The organism is Paraburkholderia sp. ZP32-5, assembly GCF_021390495.1.
Classification (GTDB): domain Bacteria; phylum Pseudomonadota; class Gammaproteobacteria; order Burkholderiales; family Burkholderiaceae; genus Paraburkholderia.
Genome location: NZ_JAJEJP010000003.1, coordinates 1134464 through 1148755 on the forward strand (window position 1 = coordinate 1134464; position 14292 = coordinate 1148755).

Annotated in this window: 11 protein-coding genes; 3 read left to right on the forward strand and 8 right to left on the reverse strand. The window is 64.5% G+C overall.

The window, feature by feature from the left end; genetic code table 11:
* Positions 1-19 precede the first annotated feature (19 nt).
* Complete coding sequence (locus tag L0U82_RS37590) at positions 20-1147, reverse strand: cupin domain-containing protein (RefSeq protein ID WP_233838900.1); 1128 nt, start codon at positions 1145-1147, stop codon at positions 20-22.
* Between the two features lie 275 nt (positions 1148-1422).
* Between L0U82_RS37590 and L0U82_RS37595 the strand changes: the two genes are divergently transcribed.
* On the forward strand, positions 1423-2658 hold the full coding sequence (locus L0U82_RS37595; protein WP_233839381.1) for a citrate/2-methylcitrate synthase: 1236 nt from the start codon (positions 1423-1425) through the stop codon (positions 2656-2658).
* Positions 2659-2816: 158 nt separating this feature from the next.
* On the opposite strand, the gene L0U82_RS37600 is transcribed toward L0U82_RS37595, so the two are convergent.
* The gene (locus tag L0U82_RS37600) at positions 2817-3788 is read right to left on the reverse strand and encodes a hypothetical protein (RefSeq protein WP_233838901.1); all 972 of its coding nucleotides are present in this window, start codon (positions 3786-3788) and stop codon (positions 2817-2819) included.
* A 211-nt stretch (positions 3789-3999) separates the two neighbouring features.
* Between L0U82_RS37600 and pruA the strand changes: the two genes are divergently transcribed.
* Positions 4000-5586: an L-glutamate gamma-semialdehyde dehydrogenase gene (gene pruA / locus L0U82_RS37605; protein ID WP_233838902.1), complete on the forward strand. Its 1587-nt coding sequence runs from the start codon at positions 4000-4002 to the stop codon at positions 5584-5586.
* A gap of 49 nt (positions 5587-5635) precedes the next feature.
* Here the strand turns inward: pruA and L0U82_RS37610 are convergent, their stop codons facing one another.
* From L0U82_RS37610 to L0U82_RS37635, 6 genes are read right to left on the reverse strand one after another with little or no spacing between them, the layout of a single operon-like run.
* Positions 5636-6535, reverse strand: a complete 900-nt coding sequence (locus tag L0U82_RS37610; RefSeq protein ID WP_233838903.1) for a tetrahydrofolate dehydrogenase/cyclohydrolase catalytic domain-containing protein — start codon at positions 6533-6535, stop codon at positions 5636-5638.
* A gap of 22 nt (positions 6536-6557) precedes the next feature.
* Positions 6558-7418 carry a formyltetrahydrofolate deformylase gene (purU, locus tag L0U82_RS37615; protein WP_233838904.1) on the reverse strand — a complete coding sequence of 287 codons (861 nt, stop codon included), beginning with the start codon at positions 7416-7418 and terminating at the stop codon, positions 6558-6560.
* Positions 7415-8038 carry a sarcosine oxidase subunit gamma gene (locus L0U82_RS37620; protein ID WP_233838905.1) on the reverse strand — a complete coding sequence of 208 codons (624 nt, stop codon included), beginning with the start codon at positions 8036-8038 and terminating at the stop codon, positions 7415-7417. Before L0U82_RS37620 ends, purU begins: the two co-directional genes overlap by 4 nt.
* Positions 8031-11048, reverse strand: a complete 3018-nt coding sequence (locus L0U82_RS37625; RefSeq protein WP_233838906.1) for a sarcosine oxidase subunit alpha family protein — start codon at positions 11046-11048, stop codon at positions 8031-8033. Before L0U82_RS37625 ends, L0U82_RS37620 begins: the two co-directional genes overlap by 8 nt.
* The gene (locus tag L0U82_RS37630) at positions 11045-11353 is read right to left on the reverse strand and encodes a sarcosine oxidase subunit delta (protein ID WP_233838907.1); all 309 of its coding nucleotides are present in this window, start codon (positions 11351-11353) and stop codon (positions 11045-11047) included. The genes L0U82_RS37625 and L0U82_RS37630 overlap by 4 nt, the downstream gene beginning before the upstream one ends.
* Before the next feature lie 31 nt (positions 11354-11384).
* Entirely contained in the window at positions 11385-12635 is a 1251-nt protein-coding gene (locus L0U82_RS37635; protein ID WP_233838908.1) for a sarcosine oxidase subunit beta family protein, read from the reverse strand.
* A gap of 364 nt (positions 12636-12999) precedes the next feature.
* Between L0U82_RS37635 and L0U82_RS37640 the strand changes: the two genes are divergently transcribed.
* A complete protein-coding gene (locus tag L0U82_RS37640) occupies positions 13000-14124 on the forward strand; it encodes a porin (RefSeq protein WP_233838909.1) in 1125 nt (374 codons plus the stop codon).
* Positions 14125-14292 lie beyond the last annotated feature (168 nt).

Consider the following 14292-nt stretch of genomic DNA (forward strand, 5'->3'; position numbering starts at 1 on the left):
GGTGACGCGTGGTGGCGTGTTATGCGGCCTTCGCGGCGTTCGCGCGATTGGTCGAGAAACCGCTTTGCGTGCCGAGCAGCGCCGGCGGCTCCTTCATGCTTTCCTGCCACAGCAACGACTGCATGTAGATGTTCAGCGGCTGGTCCTGGATGGTCAGCTCGTACACGTAATCGTCGTAGGACGCATGGTTGTGCACGGCCCAGCCGGGCGCCGACAGCATCAGGTCGCCGGCTTTCCACTCGTAGCGGTTGCCGGCCACCATGCTGTAGCCCGAGCCCGAGAAGTAGTAGTTGATTGCCGCGGACACGTGGCGATGCGGACGGTCGACGATCTTCGGCGGACGGATCGTCATCGTCGCGAAGAAGTTCGGCGTGATGCCGTTGGTGCGGCCGGTAGTCGGGTTGTACATCATGTACAGACGCCGGCCGACGTAATCGCTACCGAGCGCTTCGAGCTTGTCGAGTTCGGCCTTCACCTGCTGCCACGGAAAATGCAGCGGATGCGATTCGATCACCTGCGGATTGATCAGCGTTTCGTACGGCATCAACAGTCCGCCGTCTTCGCCGATCGGGAACATACCGAAAGGATTGCGGCGCTTCGGGTCATCGCTTACGTGCGAGCTAACCGTTTCAGTCGGTGCTTCGAGTTCGACGCCGTACTCGGGCACATACACTTCCATGTGCTGCAGCAACGGCGTATTCGAATAGACGAGGCGCACCTGGATGTCGTCGGTATCGTTGGTATGCGCATACGCAACGAAGGCCGGATGATTCCACACGTCGTACTGACGGAACGCGATCGTGCGGCCCGCGACGCGCGTCGAGCCGCCGCCGCGAATGCAGAAGTTCACCTCGGTCGCGTTGTGGCGCATCGGCTCGGTCGATTCACCGGGCAACAACACTTGCAGCGACACCTGAATGCCAGGCGCGAGCCCAGGCGAGCCTGCGCGCGCGGACGGATGAACGATCAACGAATGGCGCCGGCCGTCTTGCGGTTTCGGCAGTGAAGCGAGGCGTTCGACTTCGGCGTCGATCGCTTCGCGGCTGACGATCACCGGGGCCCAGTAGTGGTTGTCGCGGGCACGCTGGCCGGTCTGATCGACGAAGCTCGCTTGCGCGTCGTCGAATTCGCGTCGGAGGTCATGCATCGGAAAGTCTCCTCAAGGCACCGCTCGCGAAACACGTGGCTTCGCGGCGCAGTGCGGAAATGGAATCGAGGACTGAAAATTACTCTCCGGCATTTGATCGATCAAGATTGATATTTCAAATCAATATAAAAATGCCAAGTGCCTCAAGAGAGCCCGAAAGCCCAGCAAAATCTAGCTTTCATCGGCATTCTGATAGACTGACGTTCAGTTCGCTCCGGCCTCTGACCATTCCGTTTTATATTGATTACATTGACTGAATGACGACTAAAGATCTGATGACACGCGAGGAAGTGCTGGCCCGGCTCAATATCAAGCCGGCCACGCTTTATTCGTATGTGAGCCGCGGGTTGATCGGCACCGCGCCGCACGACGACGGGCGCCGCAGCCTGTACGTGCGCGCCGACGTCGAGCGGGTGGGTAGCCGCAAGCGCGGGCGCGTGGCAAAGGCCGCATCGGCCGAATCGACGATGCGCTGGGGCGAGCCGGTGCTGGCCTCGGGTATCACGCACATCACGTCGCAAGGGCCGCTGTATCGCAACCGCTCGGCGGTGGAAATGGCCAAAGCGGGCTCGTCGTTCGAATCGGTGTCTCAACTGCTGATGACCGGCGTCTGGCAGGACGGTGTCAGCGCATGGGGCGTGCTCGACACGCCGCACGCGGTGCTGCCGCTATTCGACGCGTACGCGGGCAAGCTCGACGGCGGCGACATTGCGAACCTGCTCGGCATGGTGCCGCTCGCGCTCGGCATGCAGGGGCGCGGCGCGGCGGAAATTTCCGACGGCAGCGCGGTGCAGGCCGCGCGCCTGGTCATGCAAACGATGGCCGGATGCCTTGGCTTCCTGAGCCGCGAGCGCGCGTTCGTGATGCGCGAGCGCGGCGAGAGCATCGCCGCTTATCTGCTGCGCGCGGCGGGCGGCAATTGCACGCCCGATGCGGTGTTTGCCGTCAACGGCGCGCTCGACGTGCTCGCCGACAACGAACTCGCTCCGGCCACGTTCGCGGCGCGGGTCGCGGCGTCGACGAATGCGGATCTGTACAACTGCGTCGCCGCGGGCATCAGTTCGCACGTCGGTTTTTCGACGGGCACCGCCACGGAGAAGGTCGAAACGCTGCTGTTGCGCGACATCGCCAATCCGGACACCGCGTCGCGTTTGCAGATGGTGCGCGAGGTCGGCGCAAGCCTGTTCGGCTTCAACCATCCGCTGTATCCGGAAGGCGACGTGCGCGCCAATCTGATTCTCGAACAGGTGCGCGCGCTGCGGCAGGCCACGCCCGATACCGCCGCGACGCTCGCGTTTCTCGCACTCGCCGAAGAGCGGCTGTCGATGCGTCCGGGCGTCGCGATCGCACTCGTCGTGCTGGCGCGCGCACTCGGGTTGCCCGACGGCACCGCGACCGCCGTGTGGATCATCAGCCGTACCGCGGGCTGGGTTGCGCATGTGCTTGAGCAGCGTTCGCAGGCTTTTCTGCTGCGCCCGCGCGCGAAGTACATTGCGGGTTTGCGCATGTAGTAAAAGCGCTCGCCGGCGAACGCCGCGCGCGCTTCGCGTGAGTGGTTGCGACACGCCGCGGCACGTCGATGAACGCGGCAACCGGGTGATAGTGTGCGTGCTACCGCGAGGTGGACGCCGGGCACGAATAAGGTGCTGCCGTTACTCGACCTGATCGATCAGCAGACGGAATCCGGAAGACTCAACCCCACGCCCTGTTTCAGTGCCTTTTCACGCAGCAACGCGGCCAATGCAAGATCCGCGGCGCCAAGGCCGGTCGGCATCAACGCCGCGGGCCCGGCAAAGCGGATCGTGCTATCGCGCTGCCTCGCGTCGATCAACGCCGTCAGCGACTGCGGCGCGCCTCCTGTATAAAGCGGCAGATGTTTATCGCGCGCCAGCGCTTCGTATTGCGCCGGATCGTCGACGGCGAATGTCGCGAAGCCATTTGCCGCCGTCCAGTCGAACGAGCGCCCCAGATCGACCAGCGATACGAAACTGCCTTCGCTCAACGCCCTTGGATCGCAGCGCAGTCCATTCGGGCTCGATGTCGATGCGCTGGACACGACGATGTCCGCATCCGCAACGCACGCGGTGGCCGACGCGGCCACCGCGCTCTCGATGCCAGGCGCTGTCAGTTCCGATGCGAAGTCGCGGGCCGTCGCCTCGCGGCGGCTGTACACGGTGGCCCGCGAAAGCGGGAAAGCGCGCGCGAGCCACTTCGCGTGCGCGCGAGCCTGCATGCCGCAACCGATGAACGCCACGCGCCGGCTATGCGGATCGGCCAGCGTGCGTGCGGCGATCAACGACACCGCCACGGTGCGCATCAACGTGATCCAACGCGCGTCCATGATGGCTTCGAGCGCCCCGGTCGTTGCGTTGCCGAGCAGCAGCAGCGCGCTGGTCTGCGCCGCTTCGCCCGGCGCCGCGCCGGCACGCAGCGACAGCCACTTCACACCGGCAATACCGCGCGCCGCGAGCAGCGCGGGAAACGCGATAAAGCGTGCGCTCGCCGCGGTCTGCATCACCACGCGCGGCGGCGCGATCGTGGTGCCGTCGTGCAACTGCAGCAACGTCGCGCGCACGGCACTTTCGATATCGTTGCAATCCAGCTCGAGTTCGTCGATATGCGCCGCGTTCAGATAGAGCATACGTGTGCCGTTCACCGCGTAACGTGGTGAGGATAGTAGAACGCGCGACTCGCGAGCGCGCATCATCCAGATGCGTCTGTCTCGCGCCTCTTCGCGACAATTCGCCGGTACGCGCGCCACATCGTCTTGCCAGCGCTTTTCGCGGTCGGCACACTCGGAACGTCATCTGTCCGACGGCATGCGCCAATTCATTTCCGAGGCTCCGCTACCTATGAACGAATCCCCCATTCTGCCGATGCCGGACAATGAAATCGCGTTGCCGTATGGCGCGGGTTCGCCCGAACGCAATGCGCTGGATCGCGAACTGCGCGCAACCGATGTGATCGAGATTCCGGCTATCGTCGGCGGCCAGGAAATTTACTCGGGCGATATCGAAGAAGTCCGCTGTCCGCATGACCATGCACGGGTGCTCGCGCGCGTGCATCGCGCGCAGCCGGAGCACGTGAATACGGCAATCAGGGCCGCGACCGAAACAAGCCGCGCATGGGCCGCTCTGCCGTGGTGGAGCCGCGCCGCGGTGTTTTCGCGCGCCGCCGCGCTGGTCGGTCAGCGGCATCGCGCCTCGCTCAACGCCGCCACGATGCTCGGCCAGAGCAAAACGCTCAGCGAGTCCGATCCCGACGCTGCCTGCGAACTGATGGATTTTCTGCGCTTCAACGCATGGCACGCGCAGCGCATCGCCGGCGAACAGCCGCTTTCCACCAAAAATGCGGGCAATCGCTGCGAATGGCGTCCGCTCGAAGGTTTTGTCTACGCAGCCTCGCCCTTCAACTTCACCGCGATCGGCGCGAACCTCAGTTGCGGACCGGCGATGATGGGCAACGGCGTGGTGTGGAAACCTTCGCCGAAATCGGTGCTCGCCAACTATCGCTTTTTCAGAATCCTGCAGCAGGCAGGCTTGCCCGACGGCGTGATCAATTTCGTTCCTGGCGATGCCGCCGCGATTACCGATCAGGCCATGTCGTCGCGCGATTTCGCGGGGCTGCACTTCACCGGCTCGTCGTCGGTGTTCAAGGCACTGTGGGCGAAAGCAGGCGCCAATATCGGGCGTTATCGGTCGTTTCCGCGGCTCGTCGGCGAAACCGGCGGCAAGGACTTCGTACTGGCTCACCCCGGTGCGGACATGGAGCCGATCGCCGAGGGGCTGGTCCGCGCCGCTTACGAATATCAGGGGCAAAAATGCAGTGCGGCCTCGCGTGCGTATATACCGCGCAGCATGTGGCCCAGGCTGCGCGAGCGGTTGTGCGACCGGATCGCCACGCTGGAAGTGGGAGACGTGGCATCGCCCGATACGTTCATGGGCGCATTGATCGACCGCGCGTCGTTCGACCGTATCACGCAGCGCCTTGCCGCCGCGCGGGAAGATAGTGCGCTCGAAATCGTCGCGGGCGGCACGCATTGCGCGGATACGGGCTATTTCGTCGATCCCGCGCTGATCGTCACGAGAGATCCCGATCACGCGCTGCTGCACGACGAGCTGTTCGGCCCCGTGCTCACCGTGTTCGTGTACGAAGACGACGCGTGGGACGACACGCTGCGGCTGATCGACCGTACGAGCGCATACGCGCTGACGGGCTCGATCTATTGCCATGACCGCATCGCGCTGATGCAGGCGGAACAGGTGCTAATGCACGCCGCGGGCAATCTGTATGTGAACGACAAGCCGACCGGCGCGATGGTCGGTCAACAGCCCTTTGGCGGAGGCCGCGCAAGCGGCACCAACGACAAGGCCGGGTCGTGGATGAATCTGCTGCGCTGGACCTCGCCGCGCACCGTCAAGGATAACTTTGCGAATTGAGTGCCGGACGTCGCCGGTGAGGCACGGCCGGCATCGCGCCGCGCCGGAATCAGCGCGATGCGTTGGCGTTGCGCCGGCCGGCTTGCCACGCGAGTTCGGCAGCCTGCAGCGTTTGCGCGACGAGCGTCGCAATCGTCATCGGTCCGACGCCGCCGGGAACCGGCGTATAGGCGCTGCAGCGCGCCGCGAGCTGGCTGGGCTCGACGTCGCCGACGCGCCCCGGATGAAACCCCGCATCGACCACGACCGCGCCCGGTCGGATCCAGCCGCTTTGCACGAAATGCGGTTTGCCGACCGCGGCCACCACGACATCGGCGCGACTTACTTCGCTGTCGAGCGCAATGGTTCTGGAATGGCACAACGTCACGGTCGCATTCGCATTGACGAGCATTTGCGCCATCGGCCGGCCCAGAATCGGGCTCCGTCCGATCACGACGGCGCGGCGCCCAGTCAGTTCGATGCCGTACGCTTCGAGCAGCGTCATGATGCCCGCCGGCGTCGCGCTACCGAATGCGGGTTCGCCGAGCGCCATCAGACCGAAGCCCTGGCTCGTCACGCCATCGACATCCTTGCGCAGCGCGATCCTGTCGAAACACGCGCGCTCGTCGATCTGCTCAGGAACCGGATGCTGAAGCAGAATGCCGTGAACGTCGGGATCGGCATTCAGTGCATCGATCTCGGCCAGCAGCTGCGCCGTGCTGGTGTGCTGCGGCAATACGATGGCGCGCGAGTCGAGACCCACGCGGCCGCATGCGTCGCGTTTCATCCGCACATAGGTTGCCGAAGCCGGATCGTCTCCGACCAGGATCGTCGCGAGAACCGGTGTGCGAAAACCCGGTTCGCGCGCGAGTTCGCTCGCCTTGCGCGAGAGTTTTTCCATCAGGCGCGCGGCAGTCGCCGTGCCGTCGAGAATGACGGGCTTCGCTGCCGCCGCGATTGCTGTCGTCATGACGACCTCCACGAATCCGGTTTCAGTCCGGAAAGACGACGGTTTTCCCCGCATTGACCATCACGCGCGCGGCAAGATGCCACGCCACCGCGCGCGACAGAACCCGTCTCTCGATGTCGCGCCCTTTTCTGACCAGCACGTCCGCGCTGTCGATATGCGAGACCCGCTCGACATCCTGCTCGATGATCGGACCTTCGTCGAGATCCGACGTCACATAGTGCGCGGTCGCGCCGATCAGCTTCACGCCCCGCGCATACGCCTGATGATACGGTTTCGCACCCTTGAATCCGGGCAGAAACGAATGATGGATGTTGATGCAGCGTCCGGACAGGCCGCGGCTCAGATCGTCCGACAGAATCTGCATATAGCGCGCGAGCACCACCAGGTCCACGCGCCGCGCGTCGACGATGCGCATCAGCGCGGCCTCCTGCTCCAGCTTGTTCGCCGATGTGACCGGCAGATAGTCGAACGGGATCTCACCGAAATCGTGATGACGGTATTCGTCGCGCGGGTAGTTGGCCACGATACCGACGATATCCATCGGCAGTTCGCCGATGCGCCAGCGGTAAAGCAGATCGGCCAGACAATGATCGAAACGCGACACCATGATCAGCACGCGCTGCCTGACATCGAGCCGGCGCAGCGCCCATTGCATCGAAAACTCGCCCGCCACCGCGGCAAGCCGTTCACGCAGCTCGTTCTCGCCGTCCGCATCCGGCAGTGTGAATTCGAGGCGCGCGAAAAACATCCGCGTTTCGCCGTCATCATGCTGATGCGCGTTGCGAATATCGCCGCCGTTGTCGAACAGCGCGCAAGCCACGGCGGCGACGATCCCCGGACGATTGGGACAATGCAAGGTCAACGCATAACGAACTTCGTTCACGAAACGGCTCCAAACGGGTGGTCAGATCGAGTCGGATCGACGCGGTGCTCGCGTGGCGCGTGTTCCGATAACCAGTGCGCGAGACTCGCGGCAAAACTGCGGAACAGCGCGAGTTCGAACGTCGGGCCTTGCGCCGGGTCGTCGGGCAAACGCCAGAACGTGACGTTCATATGCGCGAGATGCGTGCAGGCCGCGCTATCGACGGCAAACGCGTCGTTCGACACGTCGATCGATACGCCCTTCGCAAGCAGCGCGGGCACCGCGATGCCGGACAGGCGCAGCAACGCATACCCATCGCTCTGATCGACGACGCTGGCCGCATCGCGCACGCTTTGCTTCAGATCGGCGGCGAGGCGATTGGGACGCTGCTCCGCGACGATCAGCCAGCTCCGCGGAGCGGTGGCGACCGCAACGATGCCGCGTTGGCGCGCGCACTTCCCCGCATCGGGCAGATCGATGCCGAAGTCCGCGGCGAGCGCGCGCAATACGTCGTTTTCCCGGCCACGGCGTGCGGTGATCAGCGCAATGCCGCAGCCGTCCCGGTCGATCGCGCGAATCGCGCCGGTGGGCAGCGCGACGCCGTCGAACGGAGCAACGGCTTTGAGAATCGGCTCATGCATGCAAACGCGCCCCCTCTGCATCGATGAAGACCGGCGAGCACACTTCGACCTCGACGTCCGCGCCCCGTACCGCGTCGAACACACGCAGACGTTCGCCGAGCCGCTGCGCCGCGTGCACGAGCATCGCCAATGCGATCCAGTGGCCGAACTGAGGTGAGTAGGCAGCCGACGTGATGTAGCCGAGATCGTTGTCCATCGTCGCGGCGGCGCCGGGCGCCAGCAGATGCGCGCCCGCGCGCAGCCGGCTGGCCGGATCGAGCGGCCGCAAGCCGACCAGCGCCGCGCGCGATGCGTCGGTCAAGCCCGCGCGGCGCGACAGCACCGCGCCGATGAAATCCTTCTTCTTCGACATCATCCGGCCCATTCCCAGATCGGCGGCCGTGGTCGTTCCATTCAGTTCATTGCCGGCAACGTGCCCTTTCTCGATGCGCATCACGCTCATCGCTTCGATGCCATACGGCGTGATGCCGAAATGCTCGCCCGCCTGCATGATCGCGCGGATCACCGCATCGCCGTAACGCGCCGGCACGGCCAGCTCATAAGCGCGTTCGCCGGAAAAAGACAGCCGGAACAGACGCACAGTCAGATCGCGCCACACGAATTCCCCGCATGCCATATAGGGAAACGCTTCGTCGCCAAGATCGACGGCATCGCCGAGCAGTTGCTGCAATACCGCTCTCGACTGCGGTCCGGCGATCGCGTATTGAGCCCATTGCTCGGTGACCGACGCGAGTTGCACATCGAGATCGGGCCAGCTCACCTGGCACGCGAATTCCAGATGCTGCATCACGCGCGCGGCGTTGGCGGTGGTCGTCGACATCACGTAGTGATCGTCGGCGAGACGCGCGGTCGTACCGTCGTCGAAAGCGAAACCGTCTTCGCGCAACATCAGGCCGTAGCGCGCCTTGCCGACCGGCAACGTCGAAAACATATTGATGTACACGCGATCGAGCAGACGGGCCGCATCGCTGCCCTGCACGTCGATCTTGCCGAGCGTCGACACATCGCAGACGCCGACACCCGCTCTGACCGCCTTCACTTCGCGAATCACGCTGCTCAACCAATCGGTCTCGCCGGGCCGCGCGAACCATTGCGCGCGCAGCCACTGCCCGCTCGTCGTGAACGTCGCACCGTTTTCTTCAGCCCAGCGATGACCGGACGTGAGCCGCGTCGGCTTGAAATGGCGTCCGCGATCGGCGCCGGCGAGCAGGCCGATCGAGACCGGCGTATAGGGCGGACGCGCGAGCGTCGTGCCGATTCCCGCGATGCCGCGCCGCGAGCACGCGGCCATCAGTGCCAGGCCGTTGATATTCGACAGCTTGCCCTGATCGGTCGCCATGCCAAGGGTCGTATAACGCTTCAGATGTTCGACCGAGCGGAAACCTTCCCGATGCGCCAACGCAATGTCTTCACTGGTCACGTCGTGCTGGAAATCGACGAACGCCTTGCCGTTGCCGAACGCCTGCGCAAGCAGCAGCGGGCGATTCTCGACCTGGGCAAGCGATGCGCGTGGCGCCGTCGGTCTGGCCGCGTGCGCAACGGCAGCCGGTGCCACGTGCGCCGCCGTGCGCTGCGCGGCGCTCGTGCCCGCGAGCGCCGCCTCCGTGTCGAACAGCGCATTGGCCGCGCCCGCGAGCACCATGCCCGGCGGCAAGACATCCGGCGCGACGAACGCGCCGAGCGTCTCCGACCAGACTGGCTTGCCGCCCAGATACGTGGTCAGCGCGAGGCTGGGATTCCAGCCTCCCGACATGGCCAGCAGATCGCACGACAACTTGATGCGCCGGCCCGACGCGTCGAGCAGCGTCACGCTCCGGACTCGCCGCGCACCCTGCGCGGACAATACCCGCGCGCCGGCTAACACCCGCAGACCGGCACGTTCCGCCGCCGCCCGGTCAGCCTCGGGCACCTCGGCGCGAAGATCGATCACGGCAACCGGACGCACGCCCGCCTCGACGAGATCCTCAGCGAGGCGCCAGCCGCTTTCATTGGTGGTGACAATGACGGGCTGCGAACCGGCAACGACGCCGAAGCGGTTCAGATACATGCGAACCGCGGCCGCCATCATCACGCCCGGCCGATCGTTGCCCGCGAACGTGAGCGGCTGTTCGATCGCGCCGCTCGCGAGTACCGCGCGCGGCGCGACGATTTTCCATAGCCGCTGACGCGGCTCGCCCGCGAGCGGCACCGCGACGTGATCGGCGACACGTTGCGCCGCGCCGTAGGTATGCCCGTCATAGACGCCGAACACGGTCGTGCGCGGCAGCACCGTCACGAGCCCGCATGCGTCGAGCGACTCGCGCATCCTGAGCAGCCACTGCTGCGCGGCGACGCCCGCTATGGTCTCGTTCGATCCGAGCAACTGGCCGCCCAGCGCCGCATGCTCGTCGGCGATGATCACCCGTTTGCCGGCCTGCGCGGCCGCCCATGCCGCGCTCAATCCGGCCACCCCGCCGCCGATCACGAGCACATCGCAAAACGCATTGACATGCTCGTAACGATCGGGGTCGGGCGCATGCGCCGCGTGGCCCAGACCTGCCGCTCGCCGGATCGCGGGCTCGTACAGACGCTCCCAGAACGATGCGGGCCATTTGAAGGTCTTGTAGTAGAAGCCGGCGACCAGCAGCGGCGCGAACAGAGAATTGACAGCGCCGACATCGAACGATAACGACGGCCAGCGGTTCTGGCTGAACGCGACGAGACCGTCGAACAGTTCGACCATCGTCGCTCGCGTATTCGGCTCCCGGCGCGCCCCCGTGCGCAGTTCGACCAGCGCATTCGGCTCCTCGCTGCCCGCGCACAGGATGCCGCGCGGCCGGTGATATTTGAACGAGCGGCCGACCAGCGACACACCGTTCGCCAGCAGCGCGGAAGCGAGCGTATCGCCGGCGAATCCGGTGTACTCGCGGCCATCGAACGTAAAGCGGATCACGCGCTCGCGATTCACCGAGCCTTTGCCGGCAAGCCGCCTCGTGTGGCCGGTGGAAGACTCGTCCGGCGCGCGCATCATCGCGAGATTCCAGCGGCGGCGACGGTCGCGGCAGCGCGTTCGCGCGCCTCGCCAGACGCAAACGCGACACGGCCGATCTCGTGCGTGCGCGTGTCGCGTTGCACGCGCAACCAGCTGCGGCAACCCGCGGCGTGATACCAGTACTCTTCGTGCGGGCCCGCAGGATTGGTCCGCAGATAAACCGCCTCGAAAAACTGCTGCTCCGCGTCGGGCGCATCCGGATCGGGTCGCTGCACCGTGGCGTCCCCCTGGTAGATGAACTCGCTCGAATCGCGCGAGCCGCAAAACGGACAGTGGATTCTCATTGCTTGTCGCGGCCGTCGGGCCGAGCCTTTCTCAATGAAGGTTGGGATGGGGGCCCGCGCCCCGTTCGTCGATCAGATGCCCGGTACGGAAACGATCGAGGCGATAGGCAGCCGCCAGCGGATGCGACGTGCCTGTCGCAAGCAGATGGGCGAAGCACCATCCCGACGCGGGGGTCGCCTTGAATCCGCCGTAGCACCATCCCGCGTTCAGATAGAGACCGTCGACCGGCGTCGCATCGATGATCGGCGAGCCGTCCATCGACATGTCGGTGAGTCCGCCCCAGCCGCGCAATATGCGCAAGCGTCCTAGCCCCGGCATCAATGCCATGCCGCCCGCGCACACGTCTTCGAGCACCGGCAGATTGCCGCGCTGCGCATAGGAGTTGTAGCCGTCGAGATCGCCACCGAATACGAGGCCGCCCTTGTCCGACTGACTGAGATAGAAGTGCCCCGCGCCGAAGGCCACGACGCCCGGCACCAGCGGTTTGATCGCCTCGGATACGAATGCCTGCAAGACGTGCGTCTCGATCGGCAGACGCAGGCCCGCGAGCGCGGCGAGACGCGATGAACTCCCTGCGACGGCGGCACCGACGCGCGCCGCGCGAATGGGTCCGCGCGATGTCTGCACGCCAGCGACCCGGCCGCCCTCCATCAGGAAGCCCTGGACTTCGCAGTTCTGCACGATGTCGACACCAAGCTTGCTCGCCGCATGCGCATAACCCCACACGACCGCATCGTGCCGCGCAGTGCCGCCGCGCCGCTGGAACAGACCGCCCTGAATCGGAAAGCGCTCGTTGTCGAAATCGACGAACGGCAGCATGCGTTGCGCCTCTTCGCGCGGCAGCAGTTCGGAGTCGGCGCCGGCAAGCCGCATCGAATTGCCACGACGTGCGAAGTAATCGCGCTGCGCATCCGAGTGATACAGATACAACACGCCCCGCTGACTCACCATCGCGTTGTAGCCGACCTGCTGTTCGAGCGTCTCCCAAAGCCGCATCGAATGTTCGTAGAACGGTTCGTTGCCGGGCAGCATGTAGTTGGAGCGAATGATCGTCGTATTGCGGCCCGCGTTGCCCGAGCCGATCCAGCTCTTTTCCAGTACCGCCACATTGCGCAGTCCGTGGTTTCTGGCGAGGTAATACGCGGTCGCGAGACCATGCCCGCCGCCGCCGATCACGATTGCGTCGTAAGCCGCTTTGGGTTCGGCATCGCGCCATGTCGGCCGCCATCCGCGATGCCGTGTGAGCGATTCCCTGAATAGGTCGAGCAGCGAATAAGACATGGGCAGCGTGGAAAACCGTGGAGGGTCTGCATTCGAACTGGCGTCGCACGCAGCGATTTGTATTTGCAGCGGCGCTTCGTTGTATTGCCAACATTGACGTGAAGATTGTGCCGTAACGAAATCGGCGCCGGTCGTTCCATGTGCGACCTGAAACACTCCAGATAAGACATCTATTCGAATCGCGCGAAATGGCGCATCAGCAAGCGAAGCTGTCGCGAACAGGCGCGCGCTGCCAATTTTTGCGTCACTAACATAGGCAGCATCGAAGCAGCCATAGCAAGCGTCTGCTTCGACAGCAAGTCAATCCATTCATCGAATAGCAGGCTCTACTACCTTTTATAGCTTCCGCCACAGGGAGACCCCCATGAAGAAGTCCGCGTTTGCATTGATTTCGTCGCTGCTCCTCGGCACCGCCGCCCATGCGCAAAGCAGCGTCACGCTTTACGGCGTCATCGACGAGGGCTTGACCTATACCAGCAATACGGGCGGCCATTCCGCGTGGCAGCTTGCCGGCAGCGATATCCAGGGCAACCGCTGGGGATTGCGCGGCAACGAAGATCTGGGCGGCGGCCTGGCGGCGCAATTCGTACTGGAGAGCGGCTTCAATCTGAGCAACGGCACATTCCAGCAAGGCGGACGTCTGTTCGGCCGGCAAGCGTATGTCGGGCTGTCGTCGAACCGCTGGGGCACGGTCACGCTCGGCCGCCAGTACGACCCGTTGATTTCCTATGTCGCGACACTCACGTCGAACGGCGGCTGGGGCGGCCTTCTCTTCACGCACCCGCTCGATAACGACAACATGGACGACTTCTATCGCATCAACAATGCGGTGAAGTACGCGAGTCCCGATATCGCGGGGCTGACGTTCGGCAGCATGTACGCGTTCAGCAATTCGACCGGCTTCGCGGACAACCGGGCATGGAGTGTCGCGGCGCGCTACACGCACGGCCCGTTCACGCTGGCGGCGGGATATATGGACATGACCAACCCCGGCACGTCGTGTGGCGGCGCGGTCGCGGGCGGCACCGCCGCCGCATGCGGTGTCACCGGCGATGCCACGTTCACCGCGGCGAAGCAGCGCATTTTCGCGTCCGGCGCCGGTTATTCGTTCGGTCCGGCGATCTTCAACCTGACCTATACGAATTCATACGTCGGCAACGCCGTCAGCCCGAGCGCGTATCAATCGAGTTCGCTGCGCTTCAACAACATCGAATTCAACGCGCGTTACTCGCTCACGGCATCGTTGATGCTCGGCGCGATGTACGACTATACGAACTTCACCAAACACGGCGGCGCCGGCAATCCGTCAGGACACTGGAATGAATTCGGCGTGCTGGCCGATTATTTGCTGTCGAAGCGCACCGATGTCTATTTTCAGGGCGTCCATCAGCGCGGCAGCGGCGTAACGGCCAACATCCTCGGAAGCGCCGGCGCGTCGAGCAGCGGCATCCAGACGGTTGCGCGCATCGGCCTGCGTCATCGCTTCTAGCGCTCGCAGTACCGCGCCGCACCAGGCGCTTGGGGTAAGTGCGTGTTTGCCGCAACTACCCAAACGCTTTTAGACACATTACGATCGATGCATCGCCCGGATGATGCGCTCATGGTCATCCGATCGCGATGCGTCGCACGCATCGCGCCACGACAAGGCTTACGACTC

Excerpts from the sequence above, each read along its gene's own strand:
- L0U82_RS37590 (WP_233838900.1), bottom strand. The coding sequence starts at position 1,147 with ATGCATGACCTCCGACGCGAATTCGACGACGCGCAAGCGAGCTTCGTC.
- L0U82_RS37595 (WP_233839381.1), top strand. The coding sequence starts at position 1,423 with ATGACACGCGAGGAAGTGCTGGCCCGGCTCAATATCAAGCCGGCCACG.
- L0U82_RS37600 (WP_233838901.1), bottom strand. The coding sequence starts at position 3,788 with ATGCTCTATCTGAACGCGGCGCATATCGACGAACTCGAGCTGGATTGC.
- pruA (WP_233838902.1), top strand. The coding sequence starts at position 4,000 with ATGAACGAATCCCCCATTCTGCCGATGCCGGACAATGAAATCGCGTTG.
- L0U82_RS37610 (WP_233838903.1), bottom strand. The coding sequence starts at position 6,535 with ATGACGACAGCAATCGCGGCGGCAGCGAAGCCCGTCATTCTCGACGGC.
- L0U82_RS37620 (WP_233838905.1), bottom strand. The coding sequence starts at position 8,038 with ATGCATGAGCCGATTCTCAAAGCCGTTGCTCCGTTCGACGGCGTCGCG.
- L0U82_RS37625 (WP_233838906.1), bottom strand. The coding sequence starts at position 11,048 with ATGATGCGCGCGCCGGACGAGTCTTCCACCGGCCACACGAGGCGGCTT.
- L0U82_RS37630 (WP_233838907.1), bottom strand. The coding sequence starts at position 11,353 with ATGAGAATCCACTGTCCGTTTTGCGGCTCGCGCGATTCGAGCGAGTTC.
- L0U82_RS37635 (WP_233838908.1), bottom strand. The coding sequence starts at position 12,635 with ATGTCTTATTCGCTGCTCGACCTATTCAGGGAATCGCTCACACGGCAT.
- L0U82_RS37640 (WP_233838909.1), top strand. The coding sequence starts at position 13,000 with ATGAAGAAGTCCGCGTTTGCATTGATTTCGTCGCTGCTCCTCGGCACC.